Genomic DNA, 20,159 nt, shown 5'->3' on the forward strand with positions numbered 1-20,159 from the left:
GCCGTTAGCGCCACTTGAGCGAGGGGTTAGACCTCACTCGCGCTCAATGTTGCGAAGTTCCGACAACATGCTCAAACCCATTGATAGTGCTTCGTGGGCAGAACCCTGAGGTACGAATTGACCGTGAATCGCTGCGTTGCAGATGCGAAGAACGTAGTCAAAGGACTTGGAAAGTCCCTCGTACCGCGGGTATAGGCGCGCAAACTGAGTGAACAGAGACCTTGCCGAAAGGAATCGAGGCTCGTGATCAGGAGTTGCCGCAATGTTCTGACGCTTTCCCAGGACTCTTCTAAGCTCCCGCTCCAGCTGCATACGAAGCTTGGCAAGTGCGTAGCTAAGGTCATTGGCCTCTGCCTCCAGGAACTCGTCTATCTGACTTTCAAGCTCCGACTTCGGGGGCTGATGCTTCAGGGTCGCATCCAAGTCCTCGCGCGCTTCGGTGGCTTCGGCTCTACCCGGTAGATTGACTGTGATGTTCTGGCTTACGGTGTTGCTGATAGCTGAAACAAGGCTTGTGTATGCAGACAGGGTTGCGCGGGTTTCCTCCTTGAACTGCTTCACGTCGTCCTTGATCTCTTTGACCTTGGCTTCGTACTCAAAGAGTTGGCCAAGCTTCAAGCGCTTCGCCTCTGGCAACATAAACATGAAAAGCGCGAGCGCGAGGTAGGTGCCAGCTGTCGCGTCGAGGTCCTTGATCGGCGGGAAGTCAACGCGGAGGAAGAACGCATACACAAAGAACGCGGCGATGACATAGCAGATCGTCGGGAAGACGTTTGCAGCGAGAAGTGTTTTCACCGAGGACCACATAAATTTGGATTATGAGGTCTAACGTGATGTCCAGAGCGTATAAAAGTGCTCTATAAGTTGGTAGCTGCTCCATAGGTTGGCCATCAAGTCCTCCTGAAAGTGGCTTGCAGCCACACTTTTACTGATATTCGGCTTTGTTAAATGGATATCGATATTCTGGCAGGCCCGGCGTGGCATCCGGGCGTCTATTCACGGCTACAGCGCAAATTGGATGAACACGCTCAATACCCGCTCCCGCTGCACACCTGCCATCCAACATCCAAATCAACTATCTCCCCAAAAATAGAGAAATATGCCAACAGCCCTTATCCATAAAGTGCTATCCGCTATCAAAATAGTTTGCTGTTGCGGGTGCAGCTCAGCCATGTACAGCAGCAGCCACCCATCAGCCCCGCCTCTCCAAATAGGTCAGCAATGACGAAAACAGCAGCCCTGGCGCCACCGGTTTGATCAGAACGTCGTCCATGCCGGCCTCCAGGCAGCGTGCGCGGTCCTCGTTGAAGGCGTTGGCGGTCATCGCCAGGATGGGGATGTGCTGGTAGTTGGGAAGCATTCGGATCTGGCGTGTGGCCTCCAGGCCGTCAAGGATGGGCATCTGCATGTCCATCAGAACCAGGGCGTAGGTCGAGACCGTGGCCCGCTCGATGGCCTGCATCCCGTCTTCGGCGGTGTCCACGAGCAGGCCGACAGACTCCAGCAGGTAACGCGCCAACTCCAGGTTGATCGGCTCGTCGTCAACAATCAGGATGCGTGCACCTTGGAAATGCTCGCGGATCAAGGTTTCGGGGTCGCCAGCGGCTGCGGGTACGGCCAGGGTCTTGCGACGCTCCTGGCGCAGCAGGCGGGCGGTGAACCAGAAGCTGCTGCCAGCACCGGGCACACTCTGCACCCCCGCATCACCCCCCATCAGTTCAGCCAGCCGTTTGGTGATCACCAGCCCAAGCCCGGTGCCGCCGTATTTGCGGGTGGTCGAGTTGTCAGCCTGCTCAAAGGGGCTGAACAGCCGGGGCAGTGCCTCGGGTGTGATGCCAATACCGGTGTCTGTGACCTCAAAACGCACCTGCACCCACTGGGTTGTCTCTTCGAGATTGATGGCCCGGATGCTGACTGAGCCGTTGTCTGAAAACTTGATGGCGTTGCTGACGTAGTTGAGCACCGCCTGCTGCAAACGTGTTGGGTCGCCGTGCAAGTCGTTCGGGAAAGCATCGGCGCTCACCTCGAGCTTGAGTTTCTTTTCCTGCGCGGAGGCATGGGTGATCGACACCACGTTCGACAACAGGCCGGGAATGGTGAGCGGGACGTTTTCGAGGACAAAACTGCCCGCATCAATTTTGGAGAGGTCGAGAATGTCGTTGATGACATTGAGCAGGTGGTCGCCGGCGATGTCGATCTTGTCGAGCCGGTCCGCCTGTTCGGCGGTCAGGCCACCGCGGCGCAGCAGGTTGGCCATGCCCAGTATGGCGTTCATCGGGGTGCGGATTTCGTGGCTCATGTTGGCCAGGAAGCTGCTCTTGGCAAGGTTGGCCGCTTGTGCCGCGTCCCTGGCCAGCACCAGTGAGCGGTTGGCCTGGTCCAGGTCGGCGGTGCGGGAGGTCACCAGCTCTTCCAGATGGTGGCGATAGCGCTCCAGTTCTGCGTCGTTGAGCCTGCGCTGTGTGATGTCGCGGTAAGCACCGTAACTTGTGCCATCGGGCAGCAAGATGGCATTGATCTCTACCGGCACCAGGCTGCCATCCTGGCGTTTGAGCAGGAGTTCGGTGGTCACACGCCCGGTGTGTCTCAGTGTCACAAAGGTGTTCGCCGAATGTTCTGCGTCCTCGTCTGGCGTGATGTCGGCCACCGACATGTGAAGCAGTTCGTCGTTGGTATAGGCCAGCAGCTGGCGGGCTTGTTCGTTGACGTAGAGGAACTGGCCCTGCGCGTTGGAGATGAAGATGGCGTCGGCGGCATGGTCCAGCACACTCTGGTAGCGCGACTCACTGGAGCGCAGGGCCGCTTCAGCGGCTTTTTGATCGGTGATGTCCTGGATGGCGCCATGCACCCAGACCACCTTGCCTTTTTCCACCACCGGTTCACCGATGGTACGGACCCATTTGCGCCGGCCTTTGGCGGTGAGCATCTCCAGCTCCAGGTCATAAGGCTCGGCTTTGTCGATGAGGTTTTGGATGGCAGCCTGGAGCCGTTCGCGATCCTCAGCGCCGTAGTAGCTGAGGCCTTTGCTCACATCCGCCTGTGCGTCTTCAGGCACATCGTGGATGCGGGCTGTCTCAGGCGTCCAGTTGCCCTGCCCCGTTACCGGGTCAAAGGCCCAGCCGCCGGTGTGCGACATGCGACTGGTGGCGTTGAGCAGGGCTTCGCGCTCGGCCAGCGCACTCTCAGCAAGCTGACGCTCGGTCAGGTCGATGAAGGTGGTGGCCAAAGCGTGGTGGCCATCCACTTGCAGGTGGGTGCAAGCCATGTCGATGTGAACCAGGTGGCCGTCTTGATGGAGCACAGGCAGGTCGCGGACAAAGTCTTTGTGGTGTTCGATGGCCAGCGCAAACTGCGCCATGGCGTGCGCCTGGTCTTCGGGGCGAAACAGGTCCGCAAAATTCTTGGCCAGAAACACACTGCGGCTGTAACCCAGCAAGGTCGACGCCACCGGGTTGACATCGGTGAGCCGCAGCGCTTGCGGGTCAACCAGAAGGATGGCGTTGGGCGAGTCCTCAAACAGCGCACGAAAGCGTGACTCACTCTGTGACAGCGCCATGCTGGCGGCCAGACGCCGCTTGAACTCTTTGCCAAAGGCCAGAGCCAGCACCACAAAGAGGGCATAAAGAATCAACTTGGTGGCCACAGCGGGGTACCACTTCGTCAACAGGCTGTCGTATCGGGCCGTGATGACGATGTCCAGGCTGCTGCCTGCGACCTTGCGAAAAACCGCAACGCGCTTGACGTTGTCTGTGACCGCAATGCCGAGATAACGCGTGGTCGGGCTGTCGGAGCGCAGGTAGAGCTGAAAAGCCTCGCCGTGGGCGATATTCCTGCCAATGTGTTTGTCGGGGTCAGGCAGGCGATAGAGGATGTCGCCCTGCAGCGTATGGACGGCCACCGAGTCGACCACGTCGTTGGTCAGGACATCCTGAAATATCGGGGCGAAGAAGTTGGGAATCAAGGTCGCCACCACCGCGCCCTGAAACTCCCCCTTCGGGCCACGGATGGCCCGCGACGCCACGATGATCCAGCGTTTCGAGACCCCGATGAATGGCCGCGAGATGTACATCCGGTCAAAGTCTTTGGGCTGGGCATTCTGGTGGAACTGGAAGTACTCGCGTTGGGAATTGTTGAACGCACGTATGGTCGCGACATCTTGCGGCGTTTGCAGGCTCTCTGCGGCCAGAACGCGGCCCGTTTTGTCGGCTGCGGTGATGGTCCTGACTTCGGGAAACTCTTTCAGGAAAGCGAGCTGGTGTTGCGAGATGGCTTGTGCGGGCAGCTGTGGCCAGGCTTCCTGGTCTGCCGCCAGACTGCGCAGGCCCACATTCAATCCGCGCAGCACACCCCCCACCTGGTACTCGGCCAGGCGCGCCTGGCGTTCGAGCACCTGGTACTCCGTTGCCAACAGCTCCTCGAAGTCTTGACGAATGGAGACAGCAGCGAACAACCCGGCCAAAGCAAGCACCAGCGCCAGGCTCTTCCACGAGGAAAGGAACCGGGTTACCGCGCGTGATTCGCTGATTGCCTGCATCCGCCTGCTCCCTAGAGATCAAGGAAATAACACGGTGCCCTGGTGAACAACCCACCTGGCCCACAAGCCGCCTATTTCCAACCCAGTCCATGCCTGAAGGGCTGCCCACCGTGCAGCGTCAACATCAGATGGTGTGGGACAACGCCCACTTTTTTGACTGCTATCCAGCGTGATGCGCATCCGCTGTCAAGCCCGCCCCATGTTAGAGGATCACCCCCCGAAAAACAATCCACTCAACCTTACTTGTTGGCAGCCAGAACAGGCTCTTGCGGCCCATTTAGCGAGAACGCCCAGACACATCAACAAGTCCGCCCCCTGATCGGCAACACCTGTGTCAGCTGGCTTTCATGAAAAAAGCAACAAATCAGGCGGTAGCCCTTATGGATAAAGGGCAAACAGCTATCAAAACAATTTGCTACCCAACACCCCCGCCAGCACAACCACCACCACCGCCAGGGCCAGCACCCGTTTGCGGTTGACCTCCACACGGGCGATCAGCTGGGTGTTTTGTTCGGCCAGCGAGCCGATCAGTGCGCTGGAGGCCAGCATTTGCTGGTGCAGCTCGGCCACCGACACCTGCAACTGGGTCACCTGGGCCTGCAAGGCGGCCAGTGTGGGCTCGGGCTGGCCCGGGGTGGCGGTGGCCACCGTGGCGCTGGTGCTGGCGGCGGGCTTCTTGCCGACCGTGTCCCACAGCTTTTTGGCGCCCTGCGCCACCTTGGGCGCGGACTCGATCACGTCGCCCCAGGGCACCATCTTCAACACCGAGAGCCATCCTATTGCCATGCCACCACCCCTTCCACAATGTCTGATTCAAGCAGTGGCCATCTTCGCACAGACGCGGTTTTCCAGACACAGTGGGCTGGTACTGATCTGATACCCTCAAAACATGCCTGCCAACGCCACCCATTCCTCCAAAATGCCGCCCGGTCTGATCGTTTTGCTGCTGTCCCTGTTGCTGGGACTGCAGCCGATCACCACCGACCTGTACCTGCCCGCCCTGCCCGAGTTGACCGCCCAGTTGTCTGCCCCGATGGCTCAGGCGCAGCTGACACTCACCGCGCTGCTGCTGGCTTTTGGGGGCTCGCAGCTGGTGTGGGGGCCGCTGTCAGACCGCTTTGGTCGTCGGCCGATTCTGCTGATCGGGCTGGTGGCTTATGTGCTGGCCTCCATTGCCAGCAGCCTGGCGCCGAGCATGGGCTGGCTGATTGTCTGGCGCACGCTGCAGGGCGCGGCCATGGGTGCAGGGGTGATGTGTGCGCGCGCCATCGTGCGTGACCTGTACGCCCCCACCCAGGGTGCACGGGTGATGAGCAAGGGCCTGAGTGGCCTGGGTGTGATTGCCTGTCTGAGTGCGCCGCTGGGCGGCCTGCTGACGCAGTGGCTGAACTGGCGTTTTGCGCTGCTGGCACTCGGTGTGTTTGCGGCGGTGACGCTGGTGGTGGTGGCGCTGCGGTTTGAGGAAACCGTGCAGCACAAAAACCCGCAGGCGCTGCAGCTCGGCACCCTGCTGGCCACCTGGCGCCATATCCTGGGGCACCCGACCTTTCTGGCGTTCTCCGCCTTGACGGCGTGTTCTTACAGCGGGCTGTTCACCTTTTTGGCGGCCTCGTCTTTTGTGTTCACCGGGGTGCTGGGTCTGAGCAAGATGCAGTACGGCCTGGTGATGTTTGTCAACTCGCTGGCCTACATCGGCGGCACCTTTTTATGCCGCCACTGGCTGCCACGTTTTGGGGTGCGTCGTGCGGTGGCTTTTGCCGGGGTGTTGTCGCTGACCGGCGGCACGCTGATGGCCTTGTTGACCTTGAGCGGCTGGATCAGCCTCTGGAGCATCTTGTTGCCGCAGCTGATTTTTATGGTGGGCCATGGCATCCACCAGCCCTGTGGGCAGAGTGGTTCGGTTGGGCCGTTCCCGCAGGCGGCGGGTGCGGCCTCGGCGATGAACGGCATCCTGATGATGGTGTGTGCTTTTGCCATGGGTGGCTGGCTCGGTGGCCATATGGACGGCACAGTGCTGCCGCTGACCCTGGGCGTCTGGTTCTGGAGCGCGCTGATTGCGCTGTCAGCCTGGACGCTGGTGCAAAAACACGGCTAGTTCGCCGCCCCAGCAACGGGCTGTCTGGCAGGTGTGGCAAGCGCCTGCTGTAAGAAGTGGATCAGTTGTGGCACATAGGCTGGGGCAGCCTCGCTCGGGTCGTGCCCACCGGGGATTTCAATCCACGTCACCTGGCCCGGCCTGCCAGCCGCCTGCAGGCGCTGCGCATCCCCCACCGGCACCACCTCGTCCTCGCTGCCGTGCACCAGCAACACCGGGCAGTGCACCCGCGCCATGCTGTGGATGGGCGCAATCTCGTCAAAACGAGCCCCAATGACGTGTTGCACATGGCGCAGCAGGTACCAGCCGATCACCAGGTAAGGCAGATGCACTTCGGCCAACCAGCGCCGCATCACCTCTTGCGGATGGGCAAACGCACCCAGGCACACCACCGCTTTCACATCCTGCCGATGGGTGGCGCACAACAACGCGGCACCGGCACCCACCGAGTGGCCCAGCACCACCAGGCGCTGGTCGTCCACCTCGGGTTGCCAACGCAGCCAGTCCAGGCCAGCTTCAATGTCCTGGGCAAACCGGGGCAGCGAGGTGAAAGCCTCGTCATCACTGTTGCCGTGGCAACGCGCGTCCAGCAGCATCACCGAATAACCGGCGGCATGTAACGGGGCCAGAGCGGGCAGCATCAGGCTGGCATTGGCGCCCCAGCCATGCATCAGCAGCACGGCGGGGGCCTGCCGCGCACCCGGCACCGGCACAAACCAGGCAAACAGGGACTTGCCATGGGCCACCGGCAGACGCAGTGCATGCGCCTGAAAACCCAGATCTGCCGGGGTGCGCAGGTGCGCCACCCGGGGGGCGCGCAGGCTGCGCAGGATGGCCCGGTGAACAACCTGGCGCAACACCACCACCAGGGCCACCCCTGCCAGCAGAAACAGCCAGATCACCACCCTGCCCCCAGTTCAGCAGGGGTCAACGCACAGCGTCTGAATGCATACGGCCAGTGAGCTTGGCGGCCTTCAGCCGACTCATGCAGGGGCGGTCATGCTGTCCCAGGCGCTCAGGGCTTCGGCGCTGTACATCAGGGCGGGGCCGCCGCCCATGTACACACAAATGCTGAGCATTTCTTCGAGTTCCTGGCGGGTGCATTGCAGCTTGATCAGTGCCTTGACATGAAAGCCGATGCAGCCCGAGCAATGCTGGGTGATGCCAATGGCCAGAGCGATCAGCTCCTTGTGTTTGGCGCTGACGGCGCCCTCGGTCATGGCGGCGCGGGCCAGTTGCCCGAAAGCCTGCATGGCCTCAGGCTGGGTTTTGCGCAGGGGCACCAGGTTGTCGTTGATGTTCTGGATCAGGCCAATATGGTCAAACGTGCTCATGGAGACTTGTCTTTCAAAGGTGTTAAAACGAGGCGGGGGAATAATACCCCACTGGGTATAAATATGGCCGTGTGAACCGGCTTCTGCCGGGCGTCTGCCGCAGGCTCACTCAAGCCGAATGGCCGTGTGTGTGGTCATGGTTGTGGCCACAGTCGCAGTCCTGGGGTGCACTGGCCACCTCTGGCAGCGTGCCTTGGAGCCAGGCCGCCACCGCTTGATCGGGGTTGGTTTCGCTGGTGACACACACGGTCATGCCTTTTTGGCGCAGACGTGCCTTGAGGCCATCTCCAGCGCTGGCGGTGATCAGGAGTGAGACACCCTCCAGCGGATGGGGTGCCTGCGGCTCAGGCGCGTGGGCACTTTCGTGAAAACTTTGGGCCAAAGGCAGTTCCAGCAGCTGCTTGCCGCTGACCTGGCGGTTGGCCACCTCGTAAACCCAGAACTTGCGGCATTTGCCAGCGTGTTCGGTGATGCTGGTGCGGTTCTGGCTGGTGACGGCGATTTTCATGATCATGGGGAAGGGGTCAGTGGATGGACTGACAAAAAAAGTTGACGACCCCCTGTCCACCGCAACCGCCGTGCCAGCCCCAGCCAATCCGCTAAGTCATTGATTCATCTGTTCAGACAGACGCACAAGCGGGCTTGCACAACCGGCGACACAACCAGCCATGCCAAAACTGGCAGTGCTCATGACAGTGTGGGTGTGACAGCGCGTGGCAGCAGCAGTGTGGCAGCCAGGCCTCCTTGGGGCCGGTTGGTCAGGATCAGTTCACCGTTGTGCAACAGGGCCACGTCTTTCACGATGGACAGGCCCAGCCCGACACCGTCACCTGTAGCACTGCGTGCGCTGTCAACACGGTAATAGGGCTCGGTGACCTTGCTGAGTTCCGCAGCTGCCAGACCGGGCCCGCTGTCTTCCACCGTGACTTTCAGCATGGCCGGGCTGTCTTCCACACGGATGCTGGCGCCCTGGCCGTATTTGAAGGCGTTGTCGATCAGGTTTTGCAGTGCCCGGCGCAAAGCGGTCAGCCGACCTTGAAAAGCCTGTTGCGCCTGCCCGTGGATCTGGATGCTGCGCCCCAGTACCCGGGCATCATCGGCCATGCTCTCTAGCAGCGCATTGATGTCCAAGCTGCGCACCTGCTCATTGGCCTGCAGGCCACGCAGGTAGGCCAGCGTGCCGTCAATCATGGCGGCCATGGCCTCCAGGTCCTTGCTCATCTGCTCGCGCAAGCGCTCGTCGTCGATCAGTTCGGTGCGCAAACGCAGGCGGGTGAGCGGCGTGCGTAAATCGTGTGAAACCGCCGCCAGCGCCCGGGCTCGTTCGTTGACCAGGCGTTTGATTCTGGCCTGCATACGGTTGAACGCCTGGGCCGCGTGCCGGGTCTCGGTGGGACCGTCTTCGGGCAGGGGTGGGGCGTCCAGGTCACTGCCAAGGGTGTCCGCCGCCTGGGCCAGCTGGCGCAGTGGCCGGGTGGCCTGTTGTACGGCCAGCACCACCACCGCCATCACCAGGCCCAGGGTGATGAGCAGCTCGGAGAGCAAACTGGTGGGCAAGGCCGGTGCCTGGGCGTCCAGCTCGGGCGCCAGACTGACACGGACCCACTGGCCATCCATGAGCTGCAGGTCCAGCCGGTGGGCCAGACCAGCACGCGCTTGACCGGAACCCGGACCACGGCCCTGGCCATCAGTGCGGATGTCGACCGACCGGCCCAGTCGCGCACTGAGCATGCCCGGCAAAGCGCCGCGTGGCACAAGCGCAAAAACCTGGTCGGCAGTGACCATCTCGAACTGAACGCCACCACCCTGCAAAGCAGCCAGGGCCAAAGCGCGCTGGGCTGACGGGCTGGCTTCCAGCACCCGCACCGCCGGGGCGAGGCGGTCTGCCAAATTGACCCCGCGGACCTGGTTGACCGCCACAGACCGCTCTTGCCACTGCAGCCAGAAACTCACCCCCTGGGCCACCAGCAGGCCCACCAGCACAATCAGCGCCAGCCGGGCCGCCAGGGTCGAGCGCAGGCGGCGCCAGTTCGGGCGCACAGGGGCTTGCAACATCAGGGACATGTGTCAGACGCCTGCACTGAGGCGGCCAGAACATAACCTTCACCACGCACCGTCTTGATCAGTTGGGGTTCACGGCTGTCATCACGCAGGCGCTGGCGCAGACGGCTGACCTGCACATCGATGGCGCGGTCATAGGCCTCGGCCTCGTGACCGTGGATCAGCTCGGTCAGCTGGTCGCGGGTCAGCACCCGGTTGGGGTGCTCCAGCAAGATGCGCAGCAGCCGGAACTCGGCGCCCGACAAGGGTGTGGCCACGCCGTCCGGCGCGGTCAGCAGGCGCTCGGCGGTGTCCAGACACCAGCCGCCAAACAGCAGACAGCGCACCGGCTCGGGCTTGAGGTTGGGTGGCAAGGCACGGGTGCGGCGCAGGATGGACTTGATACGGGCCAGCAGTTCACGCGGGTTGAAGGGTTTGACCAGGTAGTCGTCGGCCCCCATCTCGATGCCCACAATGCGGTCGGCCTCCTCTCCCCGCGCGGTGAGCATGATCACCGGCAGGCTGGAGCTGGCGCGCAGGTCGCGGCACAGGGTTAGGCCATCGGTGTCGGGCAGCATCAGGTCCAACACCAGCAGGTCTACCGCATGACGCGCCAGCAGTTGCCACATCTCGCGCCCGTCGCGCGCGGCCAGCGCCTCAAAGCCGTTGCGCACCAGATAGTCCACCAGCAGGCGGCGGATGTCGGGTTCGTCATCAACGATCAGAATGCAGTCGCGTTTTTCCATGATGGGGGGCCAAAGCCTGGTTTTGGCAAGCCTACATCCAATCCTGGCGGCTGCACCAAGCGCTGTTGCAAGAAGTTTTGTAACGCACTGTATCGCGGGTCAGCCACGCAACACAGCGATGCAATTTGGCACTTGCGGCCACACTTTAGCTTGACATGATGGGCCTCAAATAACACCCAGGGATGCAGGCCAGAGACACATCCCACAACCGTTCAACCCAAGGAGTTCCATCATGACAACCGCAACCACATTCAAAAACATCACCCTCGCAACACTGCTGGCAGCCGCCTTGTCGACAGCGGCCCTGGCCCAAATGGGGCCGGGCGGTGGCGGCATGGGGCCTGGCGGCGGGGGTGGCATGCGTTTTAGCCAAAGCAACACCCCTGGCTGGACCCTGATGACCCAACAGGAACGCGCCGATCACATGGCCAAAATGCGTGCGACCAAGACCTTTGAAGAATGCACACAGCTTCAAGATGCACAACATCAGCTGATGCAGGAACGCGCCAAAGAAAAAGGTGTGACGCTCAATGTACCGCGGCAAAACGGCTGCAACATGATGAAGGCGCGTGGTTTCTTCAAATAAGTAAAACCGCAGGACAAGGCCCCGAGGAACATCACAAACCGTAGCATTCAAGCTATACAAAACAAGGGCTACAGGCCAAAAAGACATGTAACCCTACGCCCACCCAGAGCGTCACCCGGCTACAACGTCAACACCGTGCAGCCGGTGGTTTTGCGTGCCTCCAGGTCGCGGTGTGCCTGCTGCACGTCTTCCAGCCGGTAACGCTGTGCGATGTGGATCTGGACCTGGCCGCTGCTCACCACCGCAAACAACTCATCCGCCATGGCCTGGGTGCTTTCACGGGTGCTCATGTGGGTGAACAGGGTTTGCCGCGTCACATACAAAGAGCCTTTGGGGCCCAGGATGCCCGGCGCAAACGGTGGCACCGGGCCAGACGCGTTGCCAAAGCTGGCCATCAGGCCCAAGGGCGCCAGGCAATCGAGCGACTTGTCCCAGGTGTCCTTGCCCACCGAGTCGTAGACCACCTTGACACCCTGGCCTGCGGTGATCTCCTTGACCCGAGCAAGAAAATCCTCTTCTGCGTAATTGATAGCAAACTCCGCTCCATTGGCAAGGGCCAGAGCACATTTTTGTGCTGAACCAGCGGTGCCAATCAGGCGCAGGCCCAAGGCCCGGGCCCACTGGCAGGCGATCAGCCCCACGCCACCGGCGGCGGCATGGAACAACACAAAGTCACCCGCGTGTAAACCACCCATCGGCAGCGTGCGCTTGAGCAGGTATTGCGCGGTCAGGCCCTTGAGCATCATCGCGGCACCGGTCTCGAAGCTGATGGCATCAGGCAGCTTGCAAACACATTTCGCGGGCATCACACGCAGCTCACAATAACTGCCGGGCGGCGGGCTGGCGTAGGCAGCGCGGTCACCCACCTGCAGGTGGGTCACGCCCTCACCCACGGCCTCGATCACACCGGCGGCTTCCATGCCCAGGCGGGCGGGCATGGGCATCGGGTACAGGCCAGTGCGGTGGTAAACGTCGATGAAGTTCAGGCCCACCGCGTGGTGGCGGATGCGGACGTCGCCCGGGCCGGGTTCACCCACGGTGATCTGGACCAGTTTGAGTTGTTCAGGGCCGCCATGCTGGTCGATCTGGATGGCGCGTGAGGTGTGGATGCTCATACAAAATGCTCTCTGGGTTGTTCAATGCGGGTCCATCTTGCCACGAATCAGGGCGGGGAGTTTTGCTGCGAGAATGGCCAACCACTCGCCACGACCCGCATGCATCTCCCCCTTTTCACCCCGCGTTTGCCCACCAGCTGGTGCCTATGAACCATCCCCGCGTGACCCCCACCGCAGCACTGCTGCTGACTGTGCCACCGGTGTTGTGGGCATGTAACGCGGTGCTGGGCCGCATGATTGCCGACATGGCCTCGCCGATGACGCTCAACTTGGTGCGCTGGTGCCTGGCCTTTGCGCTCTTGCTGCCTCTGGCCGGATCGGTGTTACGCCCTGGCAGCCCGCTGTGGCCGAGTTGGCGGCGTTTTACCGGGCTGTCGCTGCTGAGCATTGGGGGTTACAACGCCCTGCTCTACCTGGCGCTCAACACCTCCAGCGCGATCAATGTGACGCTGGTGGGCTCGATCACCCCGGTGTGGATGTTGCTGATTGGCCGGGTGTTTTTTGGTGCGGCCATTTCACGCCGACAGTGGCTCGGTGCGGCCATGTCGATTTTGGGTGTGATGCTGGTGATGAGCCGTGGCGAACTCGACGTGCTGCTGAATGTGCGCCTGGTGCCGGGTGACTTCTACATCCTGCTGGCCTCCGCCGCCTGGGCCTACTACAGCTGGATGCTGGGGCACCCAACCACCGAGCCTGCCAGCATCCGAACCAACTGGTCGGCGTTTCTGATGGGTCAGGTGGCCTTTGGGCTGGTCTGGTCTGCGTTATTTGCCGGGGCTGAATGGGGTCTAGGCTGGGGTCGCCTGCACCTGAGCTGGACCTTGGCCGGCATGCTGCTGTTCATCGCGGTAGGTCCGGCGCTGCTGGCCTACCGTGCCTGGGGCGCCGGTGTGGCGCGCACTGGGCCCTCGGTGGCGGGGTTTTTCATCAACCTGATTCCGCTGTTCACCGCCGTGTTATCGGGCCTGTTTCTGGGTGAAGTGCCACACCTCTACCACGCACTGGCCTTTGTGCTGATTGCGGGTGGCATTGTGGTGTCGTCGCGGCGCTAAAGCCGCGCACCAAACTCAACCACCCTATCACTTACTGTGCCTTGAACCCGCTGTCGTGAATGATGCGCGCCCACGTTTTTGAGTAGGCCAGTTCGCGGCTGGTCAGCTGGGCCTGGGTCATGTAGCCCACGGAGAGGCCCATCGCGCTCAAACGTTCGTGCACATCTGGCAGAGCCACCACCTTGGCCACGGCGGCTGACAACTTGTCGAGGACCGGCTGGGGCGTGCCCTTGGGCGCAAAAATACCGTAATACGGCACATCCTCAAACCCGGCCAGACCCAGTTCGGCAAAGGTCGGCACATCGGGCAGAGAGGCCTGGCGCGCAGAGCCCAGCACCGCCACCACGCGGATCTTGCCGGCCTTGTGGTTTTCGATGAAGTCCGGCACTGAACCGACTCCCGCGTGGATCTGGTTGCCAAGCATGTCAGCCATCATCGGCGCGCTGCCACGGTAGGGCGCGGCTTGCAGGTCCAGCTTGTATTTCTGGCCAATCAGCTTGACCAGAAACTCGGGCACCGATGCTGGCGCGGGCACACCCACGGAGTCTTGGCCACTTTTTTGTTTTTGCACAAAACTCACATACTCGGCCATGGTTTTGGCCGGTGTACCGCCAGAGACCGCCAGCGTGTTGACAAAAGTGGCAAAACCAGCCACCGCGACAAAGTCCTTGTGCGGATCAAAACCGGGGTTCTTGACCACCAGTGGCAGGATCGAAATGCTGTGGTCATGCGACAAAAACAGCGTGTTGCCGTCCGGCGCGGCGGCTTTGAGCGCCTGGGCGGCGATCTGACCACCGGCCCCGGCCTTGTTGTCCACCACCACCGACACACCCAGCTGGTCCTTGAGTTTGTCGGCCAGGATGCGGGCGATCGCGTCGGTGCCGCCACCGGGCGGGAAACCCACCATCAGCTTGACCGGGCCGGTCTGTGCCTGGGCCAGACCTGCTGCCAGCAGTGAACCCACCAGCACGGCGTGTGCCAATTTGCGAACCCGATCCCCCAAACGACTCTGAACCATCTGTGACTCCTGAAGAATAAAAAAAGTGACGCATACCCTCACGTACCCAGGCATGCATTTTCCCTGCCAACAGCTTTGTCAGCGGCCCCGCATGAAGACAAAAATGCCTGCAATCACCAGCAGCGTACCTGCCGCGACCCAGCCGGTGAAGGGCTCGCCCAGCAGCAGCGCCCCCATGGCGATGGTCGACATCGGGCCGACCATGCCGGTCTGCGCCGCCAGCGAGGCGCCGATGCGCTCAATGGCCATCATCACCATCAACACCGGTGCCGCGGTGCACAGGGTGGCATTGAGCACCGACAGCCAGATCACCTCGGGCGCCACCAGGGCCGCACTCATCGGGCGCAGCAGCACAAACTGCGCAATACACAAGACACAGGCCACCAGCGTGGCCAGGCCGACCAGGCGCAGGGAACCCAAGCGCTTGACCAGCTCACCACTGAAACTCAGGTACACCGCATAACTGATGGCGCTGCCAAACACCAGTGCCGCACCCAGCGCCGCGTTGCGGCCTTCGAGCCCGATCTCGTGGCCAAACACCAAGAGAACGCCCAGGTAACTGATACCCATGCCCAGCGCCTGAAACCGGGTGATGTGGCGCTGGTAGAGCAGCCGCCCGAGGATCAGGACCAGGGTCGGGTTGAGGTACAGGATCAACCGCTCCAGTGAGGCGCTGATGTAGGCCAGCCCGGCAAAGTCCAGATAACTGGCCAAGTAATACCCCGAAAAACCCAGGCCCAGCACACCCCACCAGTCGCGCCGGGTCAAGGGTGGTTTGCCCCGACTCGCCCACCAGGCCATCAGCGCAAAGATCGGCAGCGCAAACAACATGCGGTACATGATCAGCGTGACCGCATCCACACCGTAGCGGTAGGCCAGCTTGACGATGATCGCTTTGCCGCTGAACGCAATGGCACCCAGGGTTGCCAGCAGCAAACCAAACGCTATGTTTTGTGGAGCATCCTGCCCTTTAGACATAAGGGTCAGAGGTCGATTTCTTACAAATTCCCGGGAACAGCATGGGAGACCCTCAGTCTTCCACAAAAGCAACTTCTCTCTGGCGCTTGATGGCTGGCAGCAAGACCACCAGCAACATCGCCACCGCCGCAGCCAGCAAACCGGCCGACAGCGGCCGCGTCACCAGCACACTCCAGTCACCACGCGAGAGCAACAGGGCGCGGCGCAGGTTTTCCTCCATCATCGGCCCCAGGATAAACCCCAGCAGCAGCGGCGCGGGCTCCAGCCCGAGCTTGATGAACACATACCCAATCACCCCGAACAGCCCCACCATCCAGATGTCCCAGGTGTTGTTGTTGGTGCTGTACACCCCGATCGCGCAGAACAGCACAATCGCCGGGAACAGCCAGCGGTACGGCACCGACAGCAGCTTGATCCAGATGCCGATCAGCGGCAGGTTCAGCACCACCAGCATCGCGTTGCCAATCCACATCGAGGCAATCAGGCCCCAGAACAACTCAGGGTTGCTGCTCATCACCTGCGGGCCGGGCTGGATGTTGTGGATGGTCATGGCCCCCACCATCAGCGCCATCACCGCATTGGGTGGGATGCCCAGGGTCAGCAAGGGGATGAACGAGGTTTGTGAACCCGCGTTGTTGGCCGACTCGGGCGCGGCCACACCCCGGATATTGCCCTCACCAAACGGCACCTCACCGGGATGCAGCTTGGTTTTTTTCTCGACACTGTAGGCCGCAAACGCCGCCAGCAAAGCGCCGCCCCCCGGCAAGATCCCCAAAATCGAGCCGATGCCGGTGCCACGTAACACCGCGGGCAACATGCGTTTGAAGTCTTCGCGCGTGGGCATCAGGCCATGCACCTTCGAGGTGAAGACCTCACGGTGGGCTTCCTTGACCGACAGGTTGGCAATGATTTCGCCGTAACCAAACACCCCCATGGCAATCACGATAAAACCAATGCCATCGGTCAGCTCAGGAATGTCAAAGGCAAACCGCGCCACACCCGAATTCACATCGGTGCCCACCAGGCCCAGCAGCAGCCCCAGCACAATCATCGCCACAGCCTTGAGCAAGGAGCCCGAGGCCAGCACCACCGCACCAATCAGCCCCAGCACCATCAGCGAAAAATACTCAGCCGGGCCAAATTTAAAAGCCACTTCGGTCAGGGGTGCGGCAAAGGCCGCCAGAATCAGCGTGCCCACACAACCCGCAAAAAACGACCCTAGCCCGGCAGCGGCCAGCGCTGGCCCGGCCCGACCCTTGCGCGCCATCTGGTAACCATCAATGACAGTGACCACCGAGGACGCCTCCCCTGGCAGATTCACCAAAATCGCGGTGGTCGAGCCGCCATACTGCGCACCGTAATAAATGCCCGCCAACATGATCAACGCCGACACCGGCGGCAGCGCATAGGTGGCTGGCAGCAACATGGCAATCGTGGCCACCGGGCCAATGCCGGGCAGCACCCCGATCAGGGTACCCAGCAGACAACCCACAAAAGCGTAGAGCAGGTTGATCGGTGTGACCGCCACACCAAAACCCATCGACAAATTGGTGATCAGATCCATCACGCCCCCTGACCCAAGGGCATTACCGGCCAGACCGGGAGCTGCAACTGCAACAAGAGCACAAAGGCCAGGTAACAGCCCACCGCCAACGCAGTGGCCAGCAACAGGCTTTCTCTCAAATTGAATCGTTCACCGGCCAGACCCGCCACCAGGGTCAGGCCAAAAATCGCCACGATGAAACCCATGGCAGGCCAGTTCAGGCTGGGCAGCCCACCCAGCAGCACCCCGAACAAGAGGTTGGCTGCGACGATGAAAAACAGCGGCTTCCAGGCCCAGGGCCCCACCGCCAGCCGCTGGCCCGGCGATTTGCGCAAACCGCGCAGCAAGATCAACACCCCCAACACGGCCAGCAGCACGCCCAACACCATCGGGAAATAACCCGGCCCCATGCGGGCGCTGGTGCCCACGGTGTACGAAGTCGCGCCCCAGGCAAAGGCCGAGCCCACCAGGGTCAGCAAACCACCCGCATACACATCTTTGTCCAACACAACCGACATCCCAACGACTCCTGTGATCTCTTTAATACTCTGGTGACGGGGTGCTGGACAGCACCTCCTCCAGCACCGTCAGCCCTTCGGCCACCCGCAGAGCCCCTGCCAGGCGCAGCGGGCGCATGCCATCACTGATGGCCTGGCGCTTGAGCGCATCTGAATTGGGTTCGCGAGTGATCTGGGTCTTGAAGGCCTCAGACACCACCAGCAACTCATACAGCCCCATGCGCCCCCTGAAACCCGTCATGCGGCAATCGACACAACCCACCGGTTTGAACGGTTTGTAACTGCCACTGAGCTGCCAGGGTTTGACCGCCTGCTCCAGCGTCTCACGCGCGTCCGAAACGTCAGGCGCCTTGCACAGCAGGCACAAGGTGCGCACCAGACGCTGCGCCAGCACGCCCAGCAGCGTGGCGTTGATCAGGTACGCAGGCACACCCAGCTCCATCAGCCGGGTGATGGCCGAAGGTGCGTCGTTGGTGTGCAGGGTGGAGAACACCAGATGCCCGGTGAGTGCCGCCTGCACCGCCATTTCGGCGGTGGCTTGATCGCGGATTTCACCAACCATGATGATGTCGGGGTCCTGGCGCATCAGGGCGCGAAGACCTTCGGGGAAACCAAAATCGAGCTGCGTCTGCACCTGGGTCTGGTTGAACGAGGCCTCGATCATCTCGATCGGGTCTTCCACCGTACTCACGTTCACCTCTTCGGTGGCGACGCGCTTGAGGGTTGAATACAGCGTGGTGGTTTTTCCGGAACCGGTCGGGCCGGTCACCAGAATGATGCCATTGGGGCGTTTCACCAAAGCTTCCCAGCGCTCGGCATCGTGTTTGGAAAAACCCAGCGCATCGAGCTCCTTGACCGTGGTCTCCGGGTCAAAAATCCGCATCACCATCTTTTCGCCAAAAGCGGTGGGCAGGGTCGAAATCCGCATCTCGACCTCAGCGCCGCCGGGGTTGCGGGTTTTGATACGGCCATCCTGCGGTCGACGTTTTTCCACCACGTCCATGCGGCTGAGTAACTTGATACGAGCCGTCATCGCGGTCAGCACACCCATCGGCATCTGGTAGACCGGGTGCAACACACCGTCGATGCGGAACCGGATCACACCCTGCTCACGGCGCGGCTCCAAGTGGATGTCACTGGCGCGCTGGTCAAACGCGTACTGCCACAACCAGTCGACCACCTGCACAACACTCTGGTCATTGGCGTCGAGTTGTTTGTTGCTTTTTCCAAGCTCAACCAGTTGCTCAAAGCTCGAGCCCACATTGGCGCCCGACTTGGCAGCGGCGCGGACCGACTTGGCCAAGGCAAAAAACTCCACCGTGTAGCGATGGATGTCCTGCGGGTTAGCCACCACCCGGCGCACGCTGCGCCGTGACTGGCGTTCCACCTCTCCGACCCAGTCGATCATAAAAGGCTCTGCCGTGGCGACCACAATCTCGTGGGCGCTGACCTGCACCGGCAAAATTTTGTGCCGCTCGGCGTAGGCCGGGCTCATGGTGTCGGCCACTTTGCCCACATCCACCTTGAGCGGATCAATCCGCAAATAAGCCAGCTTCACATGACCGGCCAGCCACTGGGTCAGCGACTCCAGGTCCATCGGCTTGTCGTCTGCGGCGCGATGCACCGCCACGCTGGCCAGACGCAACAAGGGGTGTTGTGCACTTTCGGCCTGGGCGCAGCGGGTGTGGATGCGCTGGGCTTCCTGCGTTGAGATGGTTCCATCTGCCTTGAGCCAGGACACCAGACTGCGCCAGTCCAACGGACCAGTGTGGGCCTCAACGCGGTGTTTGGGAGACGGCGCGGGGGTCATGACAACATCGGCTTGAACACCCGCACCCATTTGGCGGCCGGCAAACCCCAGCGTGCCTCAATCACTGCGGCACGCGCCATCAAGACCTCGCGTTTAGGCCGTGTGGGTGTGTGTTGTGCCAGCACCACGGTGTTGCCCTCGCGGGTGGGTTTGAAGGCCCAGATGGCGTCTTTGCCAAAAGCTGCCGACATTTTTTCGACACTGCGCTCAAAACTCGAGGCCCGGCCAAACAGGTTCACCGTCATGCAGCCCTCCGGCGTCAACAAACGCCGACAGTGGTTGTAAAACGGCAAGCTGTCGAGCACCGGCGCGGCGGCCTCGCGGTCGTAGAGGTCCACCTGCAAGGCATCCACCGTGCCCCACCACTTGGGGTTGAGTATTTCCTGAGCAGCATCGGCCAGCACCACGCGCATCGTCGGGCTGTCGGCAGGTAACTTAAAAGCGTTGCGACAGAGCGCCAGCACCTGTGGGTTGAGTTCAATCGCCGTTGTTGAGATACGCAACTCCTTGGCACAGAACTTGGTCAAGGAGCCTGCACCCAGGCCCAGCTGCATGGCTTGGCGGTCTGTCACCGTCTCCGGGTCGACAAACAGCAACCAGGCCATCATGCGCTGCACGTACTCGTGCACCAGGCCGATGCTGTCTTCCAGATACATGGAGCCCTGAATCCATTCGCTGCCCAGATGCAGGTGTCGAATGTTGCCGTCGTCAGAGAAGTTGGCTTCGGGAAGTTGTGAGGTGCGTTTTTTCAAGATGCCGGATTATCCCCAATCGCCTGGACTGTCAAGGG

At 61.5% G+C, this 20,159-nt stretch carries 18 protein-coding genes; 3 read left to right on the forward strand and 15 right to left on the reverse strand.

The window, feature by feature from the left end:
* Window positions 1-33 precede the first annotated feature (33 nt).
* From RF819_RS15375 to RF819_RS15385, 3 genes are all read right to left on the reverse strand, one after another.
* Window positions 34-795 carry a hypothetical protein gene (locus RF819_RS15375; protein WP_078365794.1) on the reverse strand — a complete coding sequence of 254 codons (762 nt, stop codon included), beginning with the start codon at window positions 793-795 and terminating at the stop codon, window positions 34-36.
* 397 nt (window positions 796-1,192) lie between these two features.
* On the reverse strand, window positions 1,193-4,534 hold the full coding sequence (locus tag RF819_RS15380; RefSeq protein ID WP_078363096.1) for a PAS domain S-box protein: 3,342 nt from the start codon (window positions 4,532-4,534) through the stop codon (window positions 1,193-1,195).
* Between the two features lie 402 nt (window positions 4,535-4,936).
* Complete coding sequence (locus RF819_RS15385; RefSeq protein WP_078365795.1) at window positions 4,937-5,320, reverse strand: hypothetical protein; 384 nt, start codon at window positions 5,318-5,320, stop codon at window positions 4,937-4,939.
* 103 nt (window positions 5,321-5,423) lie between these two features.
* On the opposite strand from RF819_RS15385, the gene RF819_RS15390 reads away from it, so the two are divergent.
* Window positions 5,424-6,629, forward strand: a complete 1,206-nt coding sequence (locus tag RF819_RS15390; RefSeq protein WP_143541728.1) for a multidrug effflux MFS transporter — start codon at window positions 5,424-5,426, stop codon at window positions 6,627-6,629.
* On the opposite strand, the gene RF819_RS15395 is transcribed toward RF819_RS15390, so the two are convergent.
* The 5 genes from RF819_RS15395 to RF819_RS15415 all read right to left on the reverse strand — a co-directional run bounded on the left by RF819_RS15395 (window position 6,626) and on the right by RF819_RS15415 (window position 10,749).
* Window positions 6,626-7,531: an alpha/beta hydrolase gene (locus RF819_RS15395; protein ID WP_244899846.1), complete on the reverse strand. Its 906-nt coding sequence runs from the start codon at window positions 7,529-7,531 to the stop codon at window positions 6,626-6,628. The genes RF819_RS15390 and RF819_RS15395 overlap by 4 nt on opposite strands.
* Before the next feature lie 81 nt (window positions 7,532-7,612).
* Window positions 7,613-7,963 carry a carboxymuconolactone decarboxylase family protein gene (locus RF819_RS15400; protein ID WP_078363095.1) on the reverse strand — a complete coding sequence of 117 codons (351 nt, stop codon included), beginning with the start codon at window positions 7,961-7,963 and terminating at the stop codon, window positions 7,613-7,615.
* A 109-nt stretch (window positions 7,964-8,072) separates the two neighbouring features.
* Entirely contained in the window at window positions 8,073-8,477 is a 405-nt protein-coding gene (locus RF819_RS15405) for a NifB/NifX family molybdenum-iron cluster-binding protein (RefSeq protein ID WP_078363094.1), read from the reverse strand.
* A 173-nt stretch (window positions 8,478-8,650) separates the two neighbouring features.
* Window positions 8,651-10,018, reverse strand: coding sequence for an ATP-binding protein (locus tag RF819_RS15410; RefSeq protein WP_078363102.1), 1,368 nt, complete (start codon window positions 10,016-10,018; stop codon window positions 8,651-8,653).
* Window positions 10,018-10,749, reverse strand: a complete 732-nt coding sequence (locus RF819_RS15415) for a response regulator (protein WP_078365796.1) — start codon at window positions 10,747-10,749, stop codon at window positions 10,018-10,020. Before RF819_RS15415 ends, RF819_RS15410 begins: the two co-directional genes overlap by 1 nt.
* A 232-nt stretch (window positions 10,750-10,981) precedes the next feature.
* On the opposite strand from RF819_RS15415, the gene RF819_RS15420 reads away from it, so the two are divergent.
* On the forward strand, window positions 10,982-11,335 hold the full coding sequence (locus RF819_RS15420) for a hypothetical protein (protein WP_078363093.1): 354 nt from the start codon (window positions 10,982-10,984) through the stop codon (window positions 11,333-11,335).
* Window positions 11,336-11,454: 119 nt separating this feature from the next.
* Here the strand turns inward: RF819_RS15420 and RF819_RS15425 are convergent, their stop codons facing one another.
* Entirely contained in the window at window positions 11,455-12,450 is a 996-nt protein-coding gene (locus RF819_RS15425; protein ID WP_078365797.1) for a quinone oxidoreductase family protein, read from the reverse strand.
* A gap of 146 nt (window positions 12,451-12,596) precedes the next feature.
* Here RF819_RS15425 and RF819_RS15430 point away from each other — a divergent pair, with 146 nt between their 5' ends.
* Window positions 12,597-13,502, forward strand: coding sequence for a DMT family transporter (locus RF819_RS15430; protein ID WP_078365798.1), 906 nt, complete (start codon window positions 12,597-12,599; stop codon window positions 13,500-13,502).
* A 31-nt stretch (window positions 13,503-13,533) separates the two neighbouring features.
* Here RF819_RS15430 and RF819_RS15435 read toward each other — a convergent pair whose 3' ends face one another.
* The 6 genes from RF819_RS15435 to RF819_RS15460 form a co-directional block, all read right to left on the reverse strand.
* On the reverse strand, window positions 13,534-14,520 hold the full coding sequence (locus RF819_RS15435) for a Bug family tripartite tricarboxylate transporter substrate binding protein (RefSeq protein ID WP_078365799.1): 987 nt from the start codon (window positions 14,518-14,520) through the stop codon (window positions 13,534-13,536).
* A gap of 78 nt (window positions 14,521-14,598) precedes the next feature.
* Window positions 14,599-15,498, reverse strand: a complete 900-nt coding sequence (locus RF819_RS15440; RefSeq protein WP_078365800.1) for a DMT family transporter — start codon at window positions 15,496-15,498, stop codon at window positions 14,599-14,601.
* A gap of 52 nt (window positions 15,499-15,550) precedes the next feature.
* The gene (locus RF819_RS15445) at window positions 15,551-17,062 is read right to left on the reverse strand and encodes a tripartite tricarboxylate transporter permease (RefSeq protein ID WP_078365801.1); all 1,512 of its coding nucleotides are present in this window, start codon (window positions 17,060-17,062) and stop codon (window positions 15,551-15,553) included.
* Window positions 17,062-17,559, reverse strand: coding sequence for a tripartite tricarboxylate transporter TctB family protein (locus tag RF819_RS15450; protein WP_078365802.1), 498 nt, complete (start codon window positions 17,557-17,559; stop codon window positions 17,062-17,064). Before RF819_RS15450 ends, RF819_RS15445 begins: the two co-directional genes overlap by 1 nt.
* A 22-nt stretch (window positions 17,560-17,581) precedes the next feature.
* Window positions 17,582-19,369, reverse strand: a complete 1,788-nt coding sequence (gene tfpB / locus RF819_RS15455) for a type IV pilus assembly ATPase TfpB (RefSeq protein WP_078365803.1) — start codon at window positions 19,367-19,369, stop codon at window positions 17,582-17,584.
* Entirely contained in the window at window positions 19,366-20,124 is a 759-nt protein-coding gene (locus tag RF819_RS15460; protein WP_078365804.1) for a class I SAM-dependent methyltransferase, read from the reverse strand. Before RF819_RS15460 ends, tfpB begins: the two co-directional genes overlap by 4 nt.
* Window positions 20,125-20,159: the final 35 nt, after the last annotated feature.

Origin of the sequence: Rhodoferax fermentans (assembly GCF_002017865.1) — a bacterium.
In the GTDB taxonomy this organism is placed as follows: Bacteria; Pseudomonadota; Gammaproteobacteria; order Burkholderiales; family Burkholderiaceae_C; genus Rhodoferax; species Rhodoferax fermentans.

Bases quoted from the DNA above. Each gene is read 5' to 3' on its own strand.
- RF819_RS15380 (WP_078363096.1), bottom strand. From the start codon at position 4,534: ATGCAGGCAATCAGCGAATCACGCGCGGTAACCCGGTTCCTTTCCTCG.
- RF819_RS15385 (WP_078365795.1), bottom strand. From the start codon at position 5,320: ATGGCAATAGGATGGCTCTCGGTGTTGAAGATGGTGCCCTGGGGCGAC.
- tfpB (WP_078365803.1), bottom strand. From the start codon at position 19,369: ATGACCCCCGCGCCGTCTCCCAAACACCGCGTTGAGGCCCACACTGGT.
- RF819_RS15400 (WP_078363095.1), bottom strand. From the start codon at position 7,963: ATGAGCACGTTTGACCATATTGGCCTGATCCAGAACATCAACGACAAC.
- RF819_RS15445 (WP_078365801.1), bottom strand. From the start codon at position 17,062: ATGGATCTGATCACCAATTTGTCGATGGGTTTTGGTGTGGCGGTCACA.
- RF819_RS15425 (WP_078365797.1), bottom strand. From the start codon at position 12,450: ATGAGCATCCACACCTCACGCGCCATCCAGATCGACCAGCATGGCGGC.
- RF819_RS15430 (WP_078365798.1), top strand. From the start codon at position 12,597: ATGAACCATCCCCGCGTGACCCCCACCGCAGCACTGCTGCTGACTGTG.
- RF819_RS15420 (WP_078363093.1), top strand. From the start codon at position 10,982: ATGACAACCGCAACCACATTCAAAAACATCACCCTCGCAACACTGCTG.
- RF819_RS15435 (WP_078365799.1), bottom strand. From the start codon at position 14,520: ATGGTTCAGAGTCGTTTGGGGGATCGGGTTCGCAAATTGGCACACGCC.
- RF819_RS15450 (WP_078365802.1), bottom strand. From the start codon at position 17,559: ATGTCGGTTGTGTTGGACAAAGATGTGTATGCGGGTGGTTTGCTGACC.
- RF819_RS15390 (WP_143541728.1), top strand. From the start codon at position 5,424: ATGCCTGCCAACGCCACCCATTCCTCCAAAATGCCGCCCGGTCTGATC.
- RF819_RS15440 (WP_078365800.1), bottom strand. From the start codon at position 15,498: ATGTCTAAAGGGCAGGATGCTCCACAAAACATAGCGTTTGGTTTGCTG.
- RF819_RS15415 (WP_078365796.1), bottom strand. From the start codon at position 10,749: ATGGAAAAACGCGACTGCATTCTGATCGTTGATGACGAACCCGACATC.
- RF819_RS15405 (WP_078363094.1), bottom strand. From the start codon at position 8,477: ATGATCATGAAAATCGCCGTCACCAGCCAGAACCGCACCAGCATCACC.
- RF819_RS15410 (WP_078363102.1), bottom strand. From the start codon at position 10,018: ATGTTGCAAGCCCCTGTGCGCCCGAACTGGCGCCGCCTGCGCTCGACC.